This is a genomic window from Thiomicrorhabdus sp. 6S3-12 (assembly GCF_017571475.1).
GTDB lineage: Bacteria > Pseudomonadota > Gammaproteobacteria > Thiomicrospirales > Thiomicrospiraceae > Thiomicrorhabdus.
Window position 1 is genome coordinate 384,161 of sequence record NZ_JAGETW010000001.1, and the last position, 15,882, is coordinate 400,042.

Genomic DNA, 15,882 nt, shown 5'->3' on the forward strand with positions numbered 1-15,882 from the left:
ACTGATGACAAAGCGCTGTTTACAAATAGTAAATGAGCATTTGGAAGAGGTTTTTAACAAAGAATTTGCCTTTCGGAATAGTTTTTTATGACCGGTTTTTTTATCACCGGCACCGACACCGATGTCGGTAAAACCTTTATCGGCGCCAGCATTGCTTACACTTTAAGCGAGCTCGGTCATCCGGTCTCTCCGCGCAAACCGATCGCCTCGGGGTGCATTCCGCAAAGCGACGGTTCGCTTCTGAGCGAAGATGCGCTTGCCTACTATAAAGCGATACAAGAAAGAGAGTCTATGGTGACCATCTGCCCGAATCGCTTTGAACCGCCGATCTCCCCGCATCAGGCTTTACTTCAGGCCGGAATCACCCTAACAACGCGACAACTTGCCGATGACTGTGCCGTTCCGGAGACACATCTGCAACTGGTCGAGGGCGCCGGCGGCTGGTATTCGCCCTTAAGCAGCGACGGTCTGAATGCCGATCTGGCAGAAACCTTACAGCTTCCGGTTATTCTGGTCGCCGCCAATCGTCTCGGCACCATCAACCAGATTCTGCTCAGTCAAGAAGCGATCCTGAACCGCGGTCTCTCTTTGGCGGCGGTAATTATCAATCAACCCGAGCCCGGCAACGACTTTACATCAGACATTGAGCCTTATCTCAAAGTACCGAAAATAATGGTCTCCCATCAAAAAAACGGCCAGCCGCTCTTTTTAGAACAACTGGCCGTTTTATTGGACTCGATGTAAAAACACCGCCTGCGAGACGGACTCAATCAATCTTCAAGTCTTAAGAGCATTTTATCCGCCTCTTCCAGACTGCCGACACTGACGTTCAGGTTATGCAGACGACCGTCTTTAATTGCGTAGATAAACCCGTGAACAGCCAATTCCTGGCCATTCTCCCAAGCCTTTCTCACCGCCGGAACATGACAGATATTGCGCACTTGCTCGACGACATTGATTTCGCACAAACGATCGATTCTTTCCGATTCCGGCAACAGATCCAAGGTCTCCTTGGCTCTCTGGTAATACTTGCGAATCGGACGAACCCAGTGGTCAATCAGATCAGGGTTGCCCGGCTTCATCGCTGCTGCGACCCCACCGCAACCGTAGTGGCCATTGACAATAATATGCTTAACCTTAAGGACTTCAACGGCATACTGAATAACACTCAAAGCGTTCATATCACTCGAATTGATCAGGTTTGCAATATTACGATGAACGAAAATCGTCCCCGGATCCATCTTGACCAGCTCATTCGCCGGCACTCGACTATCGGAGCAACCTATCCACAGATATTCAGGATTCTGCTGCGCAACCAGACTCTGGAAAAAGCCCGGGCGCTCCTGATTTACCTGTTGTACCCAAGATTCATTTCTGTCCAGAAGATCCTGAATCTTTTGGTCGCAGTCACACTTCTCGCACATCCCTTTTCACTCCTATTTCGCGTCGTTCCCGCCCCGAACGGCAAACAGTTTCATAATCAATAACACGGCCAGCACGCCCGATAAAAAAGCAAAGGCTCCGGCCTGCCACAACACCCCAAGAACTTCCCAGCCCTGTGCTATCTGAACAAGCTTGCCGTCGAACGACTCGCTGAGTATCAGACTTTCAAGCTCTCCGGAAAGGCCGTAAAGCAATATCATCATCAAGGCAACAATAATCAGGCACATTGAGAACCTCTTTGGAATTTGTGGGAAACACAGATATAAAAAAGGCCCGTAAATAAATTTACGGGCACTTTTTCAATCGCCGTGCTATAGCAATATTCATGACAAAGACGGATCATCCATAGACAATCATCTTTCTCTAATGTTCGCTATTACACACTGAAGCGTCGCATTGGTCAAGAAACCTGCTTCGAACCGATTACCACCAGGTCGTCGCCTGAGGTTTCTCTTTTGGCTTATGTCGATTTCCCAACAGGTAAGCTTCCTTAAGCGCTTTAGCCAATTGCGGACTGGCCTGAAGATCAAGTTGATGCTCTTCGGCAATCACGGCAAGATGCGCGTCAGGCCCGATCTCTTCGTATAACTCAAGAAACCGGTCAACTCGCATTGGCAAGTCCGTGATGCTGGACTCAATCTTTGACTGAAATTTAATAACTTCAATCTCGCTTGATTCCAACATCTCAAACTTATAAGAGAGGGTCGTTAAATCATTTAGCTTGGCAAGGCGATGCGGCAGCTGTTCCAAAAACAGGTCAAAATCACCAAACGAATCCGGCAATGCGATCTCACCTTCATAGCAAAAGCTTTCACCACGAAAATCAAATTTTGAACGAACTGTAATGGTCGATTTCACGAACACACCTCTTACGCTGTTAGCTTCATAAATACTTGCGGGAGCAGTTCCGGTAATTTATCAACATGGTCAATAACCGTATATTGATTACCAAAGATATCCGCTACATACTCATCCGCTTTCGGGTCAACCGTAATACAGTAAGAGTAGATACCCTGACTCTGCAACTCTTCAACCGCTTTACGAGTATCTTGAATTAACGTTTGCGGGTCTTTGGCATCGATATCCGCCGGCTCACCATCGGTAAGAATCAACATCAGTTTCTTCTCAGCCTGTTGCGCTTCCAGATAATGTGCCGCATGACGCATCGCAGACCCCATACGCGTTGAGTAAGAGGCTTCCATACCGGCAATACGCGCCTTAACCTCGTCACAATAACGCTCAGAGAAGCCTTTAATGTGTTGATAACGTACTTCATGACGCGTATCGGAACAGAAACCGGCAATCGCGAACTTATCACCCAACTGATCTACCGTCCAAGCGGTAATCGCTAGTGCTTCTTCCGAAAGCTCCAGCAAGGTCTGACCCGTTTGATCATTACGTTCATTCAAAGATTGCGAGGTATCCACCAACAGGGTCACCGCGATATTACGGCTATCGGTCGTGTGGCTGTAGTTGATACGCGGATCCGGTGCTTGACCACTCTTAAAGTCGATAATCGAACGCAGCGCAATATCCAAATCCAACTCTTCCCCTTCCTCTTGGAAACGGATACGTTTTTTGTTCTGCGGTTTCAGTGCTTCAATCATCTTCTTCAAGCGATTCGCCAAATCACTGTGTTTTTCCATCAAGCGGTCAATCTTAGCGGCATCTTTCGAAGGGTGAAGACGCTCATAAACCGTCGTCCAATCTGGACGGTAGCTTTCTGAAATGTAGTCCCACTCATCATAATGACGTGGCGGAAGACCACCGTCATCGGCAATTTTCGGCTCTTCGTTCTCATACTCGTTCGGCATAATTTCGTCCGACTCATCATACTCTTCGTAGTAGAACCAGATATAACGGTTATCGTCGCGGTAAGAAACTTCGGTATCGTCAAAGAATACCGTTGGCTGGCTATCCGAAGACTGCTTACGTGTCTTCACATAGAAATCGATACCCAGCTCCGCCATATCCGCAGTGGTTGACTCTTCACCTTTCTCGGCCATGACCTTATGGAAACGCTCGCGGAAGCTTTCCAGCAATTCATTTTGCGGATCAAAGCTCTCATCCAAAAGCGCACGCGACATACGCGTTGCACGGTAACGCAGACACGACATTTTCTTATCATCACACGCCCCTTTTTCAGGATAAGGGTGTAGCGACAGGAACAGCTTTTTCAGACCCGGGTAGCGTTGAATCGCCAAGTGTTCAACACGACAATCCTCAAATACCGAGATAAACAGCTGCATATGCGGAGCATAGTTATCTGCCATTAACTGACCAGACCACTTTTTGTGCGCCATCATATGCGCAATGGTTGCGCGGTAACGATCCGTTCCCGAAACACCATTTTCAGCATCATACACATCCGGTACAGCAATAATGTCGTCATCCAGATAAGGAACCGGCTTACGCAACTGGTCAAACGCAGTTGCAAAAGTCTGGAACGGTAGCTCACAATCCCACATACACTCTTTGAGCATATCCATGTGACGCTCGACGTCTTTAAAGGTAGTCCCTTTACGCTCACGGGTGATAATCGATTTCGCATCGTGCGATTCCAACTCAAAATAAGCGATCTGCTCATCAGGCGCATTTAGATAGTTACGCGCTCCGTAATCGATAAAGTTACGAATACCATTTAGACACAACTTAGAAATAAGTTGCGGCATGGAGTTCATTAACGACACCATACCCGGACTTTCATGAATTGAATGATGCCCATGGATGACAGTCTGGGTTTTATCGACAAACTCATCGATAATATCGAAATACAGCTGTAAATCTTCAATGCGGTCAATACGACGACAAACGTGACCTAAGGTCGATAAAAAAGGAACCAACGCTTTTTTATTCGGACTACGCGCCATTAGATAAGCGTAGTCGGCAACCATTTTGTTAGTTCCCTTACCGAAGTGCGACGCGATATCGGGCATCACTTCCATATAAACCAAGACCGGCTCGACACCCTGCCCGATTTTACATAAGAAGTTCGCACCTTCTAAATACGCCTCGACCCCTTCCTGCGACAGCTTGGAAACCGCATATTCGATCAGCTCCGGAAAGAGCTCAACTGCTTTAGGAAACTTACAGGTAAACTTTTCCTGATATTCGGCAAACAATTCTTCATTCATACTTAAACGTTCTCATTCGTTCAGTTGAAAAACATCCCTTCTAAAAACAATTTTAGAAAGAATAATCATCAGATTGAGGTTCTCGATTTTGGGTGCTGTGCAAAGCGGGTTGAGGGTGTGTACAAAAGGTACAGGACCGAAATCAATACAGCACAGCGCCAAAAGCGATAGAGCTCAATGATGATTAGCCGAAAATCATTTCGATTGCGTTGTCTAGGGTCTCGCGGATATCAGCGTCATCGGTAATTGGACGAACCAAAGCCATCTTACAAGCTTCAACCGGAGTGATACCTTTGTTGATCAGCGTTGCCGCGTAAACCATTAGACGAGTAGAGATACCTTCATCCAGACCGTGACCTTTCAGGTTACGAGCGGTTTCACCGATCTGCACCAGTTTCTTAGCCGTCGCATCATCAACACCACCCTCTTTTTGCAGGATGTGCGCCTCGGTTTCTGGATCTGCGTAATCGAAATCCAACGCACAGAAACGCTGTTTAGTCGATTGCTTAAGATCTTTCATTAGCAACTGATAACCCGGGTTATAAGAGATAACCAACTGGAAATCAGGGTGTGCTTTGATCAGCTCACCTTTTTTATCTAGCGATAGTTCACGACGGTGGTCAGTCAGCGCGTGGATAACAACCATCGTATCCTGACGCGCTTCTACGATCTCATCCAGGTAACAGATTGCACCGTAACGCGCAGCCATAGTCAGAGGCCCGTCAACCCAACGAGTACCGTTAGCGTCCAGCAGGTAACGACCGACAAGGTCGGAAGCGGTGATATCTTCGTTACAGGAAACCGTGATGATCGGCTTGCCCAATTTCCACGCCATGTGCTCGACAAAACGCGATTTACCACACCCGGTAGGCCCTTTTACCATAACTGGCAGACGAGCATCGTAAGCCGCTTCGTATAACTCAATTTCGTTCGATTGAGCATCATAAAATGGTTCGTTATCAATTTTGTATTGTGAAATATCCATGTTAGTTCCCCGAAAACTAGTAGATAAAAACAGAAATTTTTGCCTGAAAGCAGACAGAAATGAAATTAAAGTAATTTGAATTTAAGCCCTGCAACCCCAGAAAATTCTTCGAAACTCCCTAAGATTCTTACCTAAAAAGGCTTAAATCGAAGCTACTTCATTACAACTTTTTTGATGTGAAATCAGTACGTAAAATTTACAAAAAACCCTGCTCAAGAGCAGGGTTTTTTATAGGTTCACATAAACAAGTGTTTATACACTTAGATTATTTATGTACACCTAGTTTCTCACGCCAATCTGGGAATAGCTTGTCAGCATCACCAGGGAATGATTCGAACGCACGAGCGAATTCTGGGTGCTCTTTAGCGTATTCGATTGGGTCTGCACCAGTTTTCCAGCACTCATATGCTTGACCTAGTGAAGTACCACCAGCAGCAGGGCTGTCGATGTGACCGAATGAACCACCACCACAAGTGTTGATTACGTTACCGTGACCTAGGTTTTCGAAGAAACCAGGTAGACGTAGCGCGTTCATACCACCAGAGATGATTGGAGTAGTAGGCTTCATGCCGTACCACTTCTGATAGAAGTAGTGACCTTGACACTCGTCACGCTCAAGCATGTAAGCTAGTACGCGCTCATCACCGTGACCTTCCATTTTACCGTAACCCATAGTACCAGTGTGGATACCAGAAGCACCCATTAGACGAGCTAACTTCATGTAACATAGTGGATCCATACCCATAGGTGACTTATAAGAAGTCAACGCACCGTGACCTGCGCGGTGGAAGTGTAGGTAAGTATCAGGGAAGTTACGACGTGCAGTAGTAACACCAGCTGGACCAGTTACGAAACCGTCAACAAGGAAAGCAACGTGTTTTTCGTTACCGTACTTAGCGAATTCACCTAGGATGTACTCACCACGCTTGATCATTTCTTCGTGGAAGTCAGCAGTTACGTTAGCTGAGAAAAGCTTAGCTTCACCAGTTTCTTGCTGTGCACGATCCATAGTTTCCGCAACCATAGGAATAACAGTTTCCATTGGGCAGAAAGGCTGGTTAGCTTGTGGCTCATCGTTTTTAATGAAGTCACCACCAAGCCAGAAGTCATAACATGCTTTCGCGAATGGCTCTGGACGCAGACCTAGTTTAGGCTTGATGATCGTACCAGCGATGTAACCACCGTCAACTTCTGGACGACCTAGAACGCGCCATAGGTCAGAGATGTCAGTAGCTGGACCGTCGAATTTCTTAACCATTTTCTCTGGTACTAGGAAGTCAAGCATACGTAGACCTTCGTGGTCACCCATACCTTGGTTGTTACCTAGGATTAGAGACCACATGTGAGATACGTTGTAGTGACCATCGATTAGGTTAGGATCGAATAGATCTACTGGGTAAGCGATCTTCATCAGACCACCTTTGTCACCAAACGCAGCTTCGTCAACTTCATATACTAGAGCGTCAACACCACGAGTGAAGTCATCAGTAGTAGATACTTCAACGTTAGTACCAGTTGAAGATTCAGCAGCAACGTGAGCAGCTACTTCAAGGAAACCGTAACCAGCAGCTGGTTTTAGACGGTATGCAACTAGAAGGTGATTACCATCAGCAATCAATTTTTCTTCTGATAGAGTTAAGTCAGCGTAACGATTCGACTGATCCATTTTTCTTACCTCAATATATAGGGATGCCTGAGCTTAGTCGCTCGAAGTGAACATCCTTTATTTTTGTCGAATCAAACTCTTAGAATTTGATCCGACCCCGAAACTTGAGAGGCCATTATAAAGATCCAACCGATAACTTCCAATCAATAATATTGATTAATCCTATTGCTTTAGATCTATACCAGATTCTGATATATATTGACGGAATACAATACTTTTACCCATTCTTGAAGCAACAACTGATATCAATCAATTTTGCACACTTTTATAGCGATAAATTTATCTTTTACGCACAACCAAACGACTCGAAAAGAGACAGAAAAGCGTTTATCTTTTTGATTCTAATCAATAACTTACCGTATTAAGAAAAACCGACAGGGCTTAAATCTCAATCCAGTTTCTGAAACGCTTTGCGACTTAATTTTTCCCCTTCGGAACGAAGCAGTTCAATCAGCTTTTCGGCAGCGATGGACAAAACCTTGCCTTTGGAATAGACCAGATACCAGTGGCGATTAATCGGAAAGCCTTCGACATCGAGAATGGATATCTCACCCTGATTGATTTCATTCATCAAAGTCGGTACCGAAGCCACGGTAATCCCCAGATTTTGCAAAAGCCCGAGGCGGATCGCCTCGTTCCCGCCCAATACCATCTTGATATGCGGCTGAAAGCCAAACTCTTCGAAGACCTTTTCGATATGCGCGCGAATACCCGAGCCGGTTTCCCGCATCAAAAAAGGCTCATCTTCAAGATCTGCAATGGTCAATTTCTTGCCGACAAGCGGATGCTTGCTGTTGGCAACAAACGCCAAAGGATTGATAGCCAGCTGCGAGGACTCGACATTCAAGGCTTCCGGCGGCTGACCCAACAGATAGAAGTCGTCTTTATTGTTAGCAATACGCTCAAGCAAGGTTTCCTTATTGCCGACACGCATAATAACCGTAACATCCGGATAAGCCTGGGTGAAATCATGCACCACTTTCGGCACGAAATACTGCGCGGTAGAGATGACCGATAACTTAACGCTCCCCCCGGAAAAGCCCTTGATATGATTAATCTTCTGCTCGGCAAAAGAGAGTTGATTAAGAATAATGCTGGCGCAATCGTACAAAACCTGACCGGCATCGGTCAGATAGACTTTACGGCCAATCTGTTCAAATAAGGGCGTTTCAAGGACTTCGACCAGCTTTTTGACCTGCATGGAGACGGTCGGCTGGGTCAAGTGCAACTCCTCAGCCGCTTTGGAAAAGCTGTGATGGCGGGCAATACTTTCGAAAACCTGCAACTGGCGCAGGGTCGCATTACGGGCTAGAAGGGAGATTTTTTCAGGCATAATGGAAACGCAAATTCAATAAGAGAGAAGCTTATTGTACTGCGCCCCGCCTGAAGGTGTGAAGCATCGTAAATAACTTAACGCGTATCGGACATCGCCAACAGCTTCTTAATATCCACACTCTGCAAAAAGTCGGCAAACGCTTGAGCCTGAGGCATCAGTGTTTTGTCTTTCATCTTGGCGCAATACCAGTCTCGAATCACCGGGAATCCCTGTACATCCAGAACCACCAGATGACCGTATTTAACCTCAATGCGGATGGCCTGCTTGGGCAGGATGGAAATCCCCAGATCGGCCATTACCGCCTGTTTCATTGACTCGGTACTGCCCAGTTCCATATAAGGTTCGATATGCACGCCGTGCTCACCGAATTTCTCAACCACCGAAGAACGAATACCCGAACCGACTTCACGCATCAGGAAGCGCTCATTGGCAATATCTTCAATCGCAATATTCTTCTGCTTGGCCAGCGGGTGGCTCGGGTGCGCAACTACGACCAGTTCGCTTTCGAAGAAAGGGAAGGCTTCCATCTTCAACTCTTCGGGAACCCGTCCCATAATCGACAAGTCGTACTGATTATTCTTCAGCTCGTCGATAATGCGACGCCGATTGATGACCGTCACCGAAGGACGCACATCCGGAAAACGATTCAGAAACGCCTTCAAAATATACGGCATAAAATATTTTGCCGGGGTCACAACAGCAATTCTCAGCTCACCTTCGATGGAGTTCTGTGCGGACTTGATCGAAACATTCAGCTCCTGCAACTCTTCGAGGATTTTCTGACAGCTTTTATACATCTGTTCGCCGGGCGGCGTCAGATAAAGTTTCTTGCCGACCACTTCGATCAGCTTGACGTCATTGTTCTCTTCCAGTCTTTTTATCTGGATTGATACAGCCGGTTGGGTTAAATTTAACTCTTCCGCAGCCCGGGTATAACTCCCTAAACGGACTACCGCTTCAAAAATTCTTATTTGTTGCGCGGTAATGTGCAAATTTTGCATAAACCTACTCCAAGCATGACCTTTACTCTTATCAGGCTTTCCGCCAGTTCCATAAACATTTGTTTATTTACACTATAACAAAGCATGTGCGAAAAAAAATTTGATTTTTCATAACATAGCTTTCAACGAAATTTGACGGGCACAAAGAAGCCGAGAAGTTCTCCGAATTTTATCAGCCGAGCTCATCAAATTTTATTTAGCTAAGGGCATCACAAAAATTAATGATTATCAAATTCATTAATATTATTGATACCCATAATATTTAAACCATTATTAACCGTTAAAGAGGTCAAATATGGCAAAGACGTATAACGCTGGTGTAAAAGAATACCGCGAAACTTATTGGATGCCGGAATATGAGCCGAAAGATTCAGATTTCCTAGCATGTTTCAAAGTAACTCCACAAGATGGTGTTCCTCGTGAAGAAATCGCTGCTGCGGTAGCTGCAGAATCTTCAACTGGTACTTGGACTACAGTATGGACTGACCTTCTAACTGACCTGGATTACTACAAAGGTCGTGCATACCGAATTGAAGACGTTCCTGGTGACGATACTTGTTTCTACGCTTTCATCGCTTACCCAATTGACCTTTTCGAAGAAGGTTCAGTTGTATCTGTTATGACCTCTTTGGTTGGTAACGTATTCGGCTTTAAAGCTCTACGTGCATGTCGTCTAGAAGATATCCGTTTCCCACTTGCATATGTAATGACTTGTGGTGGGCCTCCACACGGTATCCAGGTAGAACGCGACAAGATGGATAAATACGGTCGCCCAATGCTAGGTTGTACTATCAAGCCTAAGCTAGGTCTATCTGCTAAGAACTACGGTCGTGCAGTATATGAGTGTCTACGTGGTGGTCTAGACTTCACGAAAGATGATGAAAACGTAACTTCACAGCCATTCATGCGCTGGAGAGACCGTTTCCTATTCTGTCAAGACGCTATCGAGAAAGCTTCTGCAGAAACTGGTGAGAAAAAAGGTCACTACCTAAACTGTACAGCTGGTACTCCAGAAGAAATGTACGAGCGTGCGGAATTCGCTAAAGAGATCGGTACTCCGATCATCATGCACGATTACCTAACTGGTGGTTTCACTGCTAACACCGGTCTTGCTAACTACTGCCGTAAGAACGGCCTGTTGTTGCACATTCACCGCGCAATGCACGGTGTAATCGACCGTAACCCGCACCACGGTATCCACTTCCGTGTACTAACTAAAGCACTACGTCTATCTGGTGGTGATCACCTTCACTCAGGTACTGTTGTAGGTAAGCTTGAAGGTGACCGTGACGCAACTCTAGGTTGGATCGACATCATGCGTGATTCATTCATCCCAGAAGACCGTTCACGCGGAATCATGTTCGACCAAGACTTCGGTGCTATGCCTGGTGTTATGCCGGTTGCATCTGGTGGTATCCACGTATGGCACATGCCTGCGCTTGTTACCATCTTCGGTGATGACTCTGTACTTCAGTTCGGTGGTGGTACTCTTGGTCACCCATGGGGTAACGCTGCTGGTGCGGCTGCGAACCGTGTTGCGCTTGAAGCTTGTGTACAAGCACGTAACGAAGGTCGCGAAGTTGAGAAAGAAGGTAAAGACATCCTTACTAACGCTGCTAAATCTAGCCCTGAGCTTAAGATCGCAATGGAAACTTGGAAAGAAATCAAGTTCGAATTCGACACTGTTGACAAGCTAGACGTTAAGCATAAGTAATTTAAATTTAGGAGAAAATACTAATGAGTATTCAAGATTACCCTTCTCGTATCTCTGATCCAAAGTCACGTAAGGCTGAGACTTTCTCATACCTTCCAACAATGACTTCTGACCAGATCAAAGCACAGGTTCAGTACATCATCGATAAAGGCTGGAACCCAGCGATCGAACACTCTGAGCCAGAGCGTGCGACTGACTACTACTGGTACATGTGGAAACTACCGATGTTCGGTGAAACTTCTGCAGACGCAGTACTAGCTGAAGTTGATGCTTGCATCAAAGCGAACCCAAACAACCACGTTCGCTTGATCGGTTACGACAACTTTGCACAGTCTCAAGGTGCAAACATGCTAATCAAACGTGGTGATATGTAATATCCCCCGCTAATTAGCAACTCGTCACACAAGGCAACCGCCTTGTGTGGCAACCCAAATTCTGAGGGGTGACATTAAAAGCGATTGATGCGCACCTCTTAACCTCGTCTTACCCGTTTGGATCTTACCTCCCGGGCGGGTAAAACAAACGTCGGCCAGCCCCCGAAACCTGGCCGACTTTTCATCTCTTTTAGACTTGTTCATTTGACACAAGTGACCAACTCTAAAACTTTTGGAATCTGAATCGACTTACCAAGGAGAGTTCAATCATGTCAGAAATCAACACGTTAGATCCTTCTCAGTACCTAATTAAAGAAGAACCTTTTTATCAGCCAGTTGCCGACGAGATCGAACTGTTCGAGTCCGGCTATGCGTCGCGTATGCCGATCATGCTGAAAGGCCCGACAGGTTGTGGTAAATCGCGTTTTGTTGAATATATGGCGCACAAGCTAGGTAAGCCGCTTATCACCGTTGCCTGTAACGAAGATATGACCGCTTCCGACCTTGTCGGTCGTTACCTGATCGATATTAACGGTACTCGCTGGCAAGATGGCCCTTTGACCGTTGCCGCCCGTATCGGTGCGATCTGTTACCTGGATGAGGTGGTTGAAGCGCGTCAGGATACAACGGTTGTTATTCACCCGCTAACCGACCACCGTCGCGTACTACCTTTGGATAAGAAAGGTGAGCTGGTTGAAGCGCATCCTGACTTCCAGCTGGTTATCTCTTATAACCCGGGTTACCAGTCAATGATGAAAGACCTGAAACAATCGACTAAACAGCGTTTCGGTGGTTTCAAGTTTGACTATCCTGAAGAGAAAATTGAAGCAGAAATCGTTTCCAAGGAAGCCGGTATTGATCTGGCGATCGCAGAGAAACTGGTGCAAATTGCCCAACGCTCTCGTAACCTTAAAGGTCACGGTCTGGATGAAGGGATCTCGACTCGTCTAATGGTTTATGCAGGTCAGCTTATTAATAAAGGGGTTGATCCGAAGAAAGCTTGTACTATGGCGCTGATCACTCCACTAACGGATGACGACGATATCCTAGATACCCTAATGACAACCGTCGATACATTTTTTGAATAAGCATTAACTGGAGTCGGCGCAGAGACAAGAGACACTGCACCGAGCCGATCAAAAAAAATGTATAGGATAATGTTATGAGTTTTGATCTAGAAGAAGTCAAAGCATCTTTGATAAAAGCCGTTCCCCAGTTGGAGGAAATGCTGGATTCATTGATCCAAGAAGCTTCTCACTACATGAACGAGCACTCACGTGAAGAGTGGTTGGATAACGCCAACGCCCTGGCCTATCTGGGTAAGGGTCAAGATGTAGTTGTGAGCTATCTTGAAGCAGTACCGCAAGTTATTGCCAAAGTAGACGACGAGATTCTGGACGATATCCATGAAACCGTTATGAAACTGTCGTCGGTAACTTCCGGTGAAGTTATCGCGCTGGTGCTCGATTCTTTGCCGACGATTGCGGATAAAACCCGTGATATTGATCTGACTCGCCAGTATCTAGCTCTGATTTACCAAATCGGTTCGAAAACACCGCGCGGTATGCGTCCAATGTTAGCCAACATGGACGAGCTAATGTCAAAGCTGACCGTATCAGGTCTACGTCGCTGGGCACAATGGGGTGCACAAGCGCACGCCCGTAACTTCCCGGCGCAGATTAAATACTTCGGGCTGGAGTCAGAAGATTCGAAAGCGGTATTCCAACAACAGCGTAAAGGTTCATTGTTTATCGATTTCCATCGACCAATCAATTTCTACCTGCGCGCTTTTTGGGCCCGTGATTTCTTTATTCGTCCTGCTGCGGCGGACTTTGAAGATTTCAAACCCTATTTTGAAAAAATGGCTCTGCACCTGCCTGACGCCCTGAATGATATTGGCGAAGTGAAAGGTGGTGAAGTCTATCGCGCGATGGCGGCTCACTTGGCATCGCACATCTGCTACAGCAAATGTGCCATTTCAATGGAACAGTTAACCCCGCAGCAGATGTTCTTTATCGAGATCATGGAAGATGCGCGTGTGGAATATAACGCCATCAAAAACTTCCCAGGCTTGAAAAACCTGTGGATGAAGGTGATTCGCGCCAGCCAGGAGCAAACGCCGCTGGATCCAAAAAGCAATGCTTACCGCATTGAGCAGTTAGCATTGAAGTTAATGAATCCGGAGCACGAGCTCAATGATGAACAGTTAACTGTGGTCGCCGATCGTTTCTATGCCGAGATCGAAGACAATCTGGACAATGAAAAGTGGTCGTGGGATATGGGTATCCTGCTGCACAATGTTCTGAATATATCGACCAACAAGTGGGTTTCGCTTACCGAGTTGAACAAACAGCGCTTCGGCTATCGCGATGATAACCGTCTGGTTTGGGATTCGGACGAATGGGGTGACATGGATGCCGGCGGAGCCGCTTACCAGGAACCCGTTCGCAAACACGTATCCGTTATGGAGATGATCAACGAGATCGATTCCGAGCTGGTTGACGTTGACCATGACGAAGTCTGGGTACTGGGTTCCGAACTTTACCCTTACGAAGACAATGGTGTCTCCTATAACGAAATGGAAGGCGTGGAACCTATCTCTGATCCGTTCCACTACCATGAATGGGATTACCGCGTGCAATTGCATCGTCCAAGCTGGGTAACGCTGTACGAGCGCCGTGCCAAGAAGGGCGATCCGGAATTGTATAACCGTATACTGGATGCTAACAAAGGTATCGCGCACCGCATTAAACAGATTGTTGATAAGCTGCAAGCGGTTGGTCTGCAACGCATCCGTCGTCTCGAAGACGGTGACGAGCTTGACCTGAATGCCTGCGTTGAAGCGATTACCGACATTCGTATGGGTCAGGAACCTGATCCGCGCATTACCATGAAAAACGTGATTCGTTCGCGAGAAGTATCGGTAGTGGTACTGCTTGATTTGTCTGAATCGACAAATGAAGAAATTCCGGGCGTGGGTAAAACCATTCTGGAAGTGACGCAAGAATCGGCGATTCTGGTATCGCACGCGATTAATGGTATCGGCGACCAATTTGCGGTACACGGTTTCTCGTCCGACGGTCGTCACGACTTGCAGTATGTACGATTCAAGCAGTTTGATGAGCCATTTGACCAAGAAGTACATGCGCGTTTAGCCGGCATGCAAGGCGGACTATCGACTCGTATGGGTGGTGCTATGCGTCACGCGGGTCATTACCTGGCACAGCAAAACAGCAAGCAGAAACTGTTGTTGGTGATTACCGATGGGGAACCTGCAGATATCGATGAACAAGACGGTCAGTATCTGAAACAAGATGCCAAGAAAGCGGTTGAAGAACTGCAAACCAATGGTATCTACTCATACTGTCTGACCATTGACCAATATGCAGATAAATATGTGCAGAATATTTTCGGTCAGAACCGTTACGCGATTGTCGATGACGTACTGAAACTGCCGGAAAAACTACCGCAACTATTTGCAAACCTGACGACCTAACCTTAACTAGTATTTTTGGTTACAATCGAGCCCTAGTCAGGAAACTGGCTGGGGCTTTTTATTAGATATTTATTTTCGGGGAATATATCGATGAATGCAGAACAATTTACACAAGCACTGACTGAGTTTTCCGATGAAAACTATCAAGCCATTCTGGATGGTGCTGCACTGATTATTGAACAGGATAAAGGCCTGACTCTGGGGAAAACTGAACAGGCATTTGTGATTTTTGAACTGGGTGACGAGTCATTTGATTCCGTTGCAGAGTTAAAAGCCTCACTGATTGATCGCGCCGAAGCGCTGATTAAGGAATATTATCAATTCAATCCTGTCAGCAAGCTGCACTTTAATAATCAGCTGCAGCGTCTGATCCAGGAACATGGCGCCAATGCCTTTGTCAGCATGCCGGGGCAGGAAGCGACCGTGAAAGTATTTGTCGATGACGATGCCGTGGTCGCTGAAGGCTCGGAAAGCCCGAGATTCAAATACGGCTTTTGTATGGTTTTAAGCGAGAAAATGTTGCCACAGGCAATTGAGAACAAAGTTAAAAACTGGGTGCAATCCGGCAGTGCTTACGATGACTACATCAGTGTCAATGTCTGTCGTTTCAGTAGTGCAGACATGGAAAACATCGAACACAGCGACTATATCTAATCCGATACTGCGCTAGGCGCTATAAAAAGCCATCCGAACGGATGGCTTTTTTATTCCTAAAATAATTTAATGAATCGCT

14 protein-coding genes are annotated in these 15,882 nt (G+C 46.3%); 6 read left to right on the plus strand and 8 right to left on the minus strand.

All coding sequences use genetic code 11. The annotated features are described in order from the left end of the window. Positions 1–87: 87 nt before the first annotated feature. Positions 88–744 (plus strand): dethiobiotin synthase, encoded by a 657-nt coding sequence (gene bioD, locus J3999_RS01860; protein ID WP_208126288.1) that lies wholly within the window; start codon positions 88–90, stop codon positions 742–744. 26 nt (positions 745–770) lie between these two features. Here bioD and J3999_RS01865 read toward each other — a convergent pair whose 3' ends face one another. The 8 genes from J3999_RS01865 to J3999_RS01900 form a co-directional block, all read right to left on the minus strand. Next, on the minus strand, positions 771–1,424 hold the full coding sequence (locus tag J3999_RS01865; protein ID WP_208126289.1) for a carbonic anhydrase: 654 nt from the start codon (positions 1,422–1,424) through the stop codon (positions 771–773). 12 nt (positions 1,425–1,436) lie between these two features. Then, positions 1,437–1,670 (minus strand): hypothetical protein, encoded by a 234-nt coding sequence (locus J3999_RS01870; RefSeq protein WP_208126290.1) that lies wholly within the window; start codon positions 1,668–1,670, stop codon positions 1,437–1,439. A 196-nt stretch (positions 1,671–1,866) separates the two neighbouring features. Beyond that, positions 1,867–2,301, minus strand: a complete 435-nt coding sequence (locus J3999_RS01875) for a hypothetical protein (RefSeq protein ID WP_208126291.1) — start codon at positions 2,299–2,301, stop codon at positions 1,867–1,869. Positions 2,302–2,312: 11 nt separating this feature from the next. Then, complete coding sequence (locus tag J3999_RS01880) at positions 2,313–4,577, minus strand: nitric oxide reductase activation protein NorD (RefSeq protein WP_208126292.1); 2,265 nt, start codon at positions 4,575–4,577, stop codon at positions 2,313–2,315. A 184-nt stretch (positions 4,578–4,761) separates the two neighbouring features. After that, positions 4,762–5,562: a CbbQ/NirQ/NorQ/GpvN family protein gene (locus J3999_RS01885; protein WP_208126293.1), complete on the minus strand. Its 801-nt coding sequence runs from the start codon at positions 5,560–5,562 to the stop codon at positions 4,762–4,764. Between the two features lie 265 nt (positions 5,563–5,827). Then, positions 5,828–7,228 carry a ribulose-bisphosphate carboxylase gene (locus J3999_RS01890; RefSeq protein ID WP_173286403.1) on the minus strand — a complete coding sequence of 467 codons (1,401 nt, stop codon included), beginning with the start codon at positions 7,226–7,228 and terminating at the stop codon, positions 5,828–5,830. Positions 7,229–7,616: 388 nt separating this feature from the next. Further along, positions 7,617–8,561 carry a LysR substrate-binding domain-containing protein gene (locus tag J3999_RS01895; protein WP_173286405.1) on the minus strand — a complete coding sequence of 315 codons (945 nt, stop codon included), beginning with the start codon at positions 8,559–8,561 and terminating at the stop codon, positions 7,617–7,619. A 77-nt stretch (positions 8,562–8,638) separates the two neighbouring features. Then, on the minus strand, positions 8,639–9,565 hold the full coding sequence (locus J3999_RS01900) for a LysR family transcriptional regulator (RefSeq protein ID WP_208126294.1): 927 nt from the start codon (positions 9,563–9,565) through the stop codon (positions 8,639–8,641). 295 nt (positions 9,566–9,860) lie between these two features. Here J3999_RS01900 and J3999_RS01905 point away from each other — a divergent pair, with 295 nt between their 5' ends. The 5 genes from J3999_RS01905 (at position 9,861) to J3999_RS01925 (ending at position 15,803) form a co-directional block, all read left to right on the plus strand. Next, positions 9,861–11,279 carry a form I ribulose bisphosphate carboxylase large subunit gene (locus J3999_RS01905; RefSeq protein ID WP_173286409.1) on the plus strand — a complete coding sequence of 473 codons (1,419 nt, stop codon included), beginning with the start codon at positions 9,861–9,863 and terminating at the stop codon, positions 11,277–11,279. Positions 11,280–11,302: 23 nt separating this feature from the next. Then, positions 11,303–11,653, plus strand: coding sequence for a ribulose bisphosphate carboxylase small subunit (locus tag J3999_RS01910; RefSeq protein ID WP_208126295.1), 351 nt, complete (start codon positions 11,303–11,305; stop codon positions 11,651–11,653). A gap of 269 nt (positions 11,654–11,922) precedes the next feature. Further along, positions 11,923–12,741 carry a CbbQ/NirQ/NorQ/GpvN family protein gene (locus J3999_RS01915; RefSeq protein ID WP_173286413.1) on the plus strand — a complete coding sequence of 273 codons (819 nt, stop codon included), beginning with the start codon at positions 11,923–11,925 and terminating at the stop codon, positions 12,739–12,741. A 74-nt stretch (positions 12,742–12,815) separates the two neighbouring features. Beyond that, entirely contained in the window at positions 12,816–15,149 is a 2,334-nt protein-coding gene (locus tag J3999_RS01920; RefSeq protein WP_208126296.1) for a nitric oxide reductase activation protein NorD, read from the plus strand. Between the two features lie 90 nt (positions 15,150–15,239). After that, positions 15,240–15,803, plus strand: a complete 564-nt coding sequence (locus J3999_RS01925; RefSeq protein ID WP_208126297.1) for a hypothetical protein — start codon at positions 15,240–15,242, stop codon at positions 15,801–15,803. Positions 15,804–15,882: the final 79 nt, after the last annotated feature.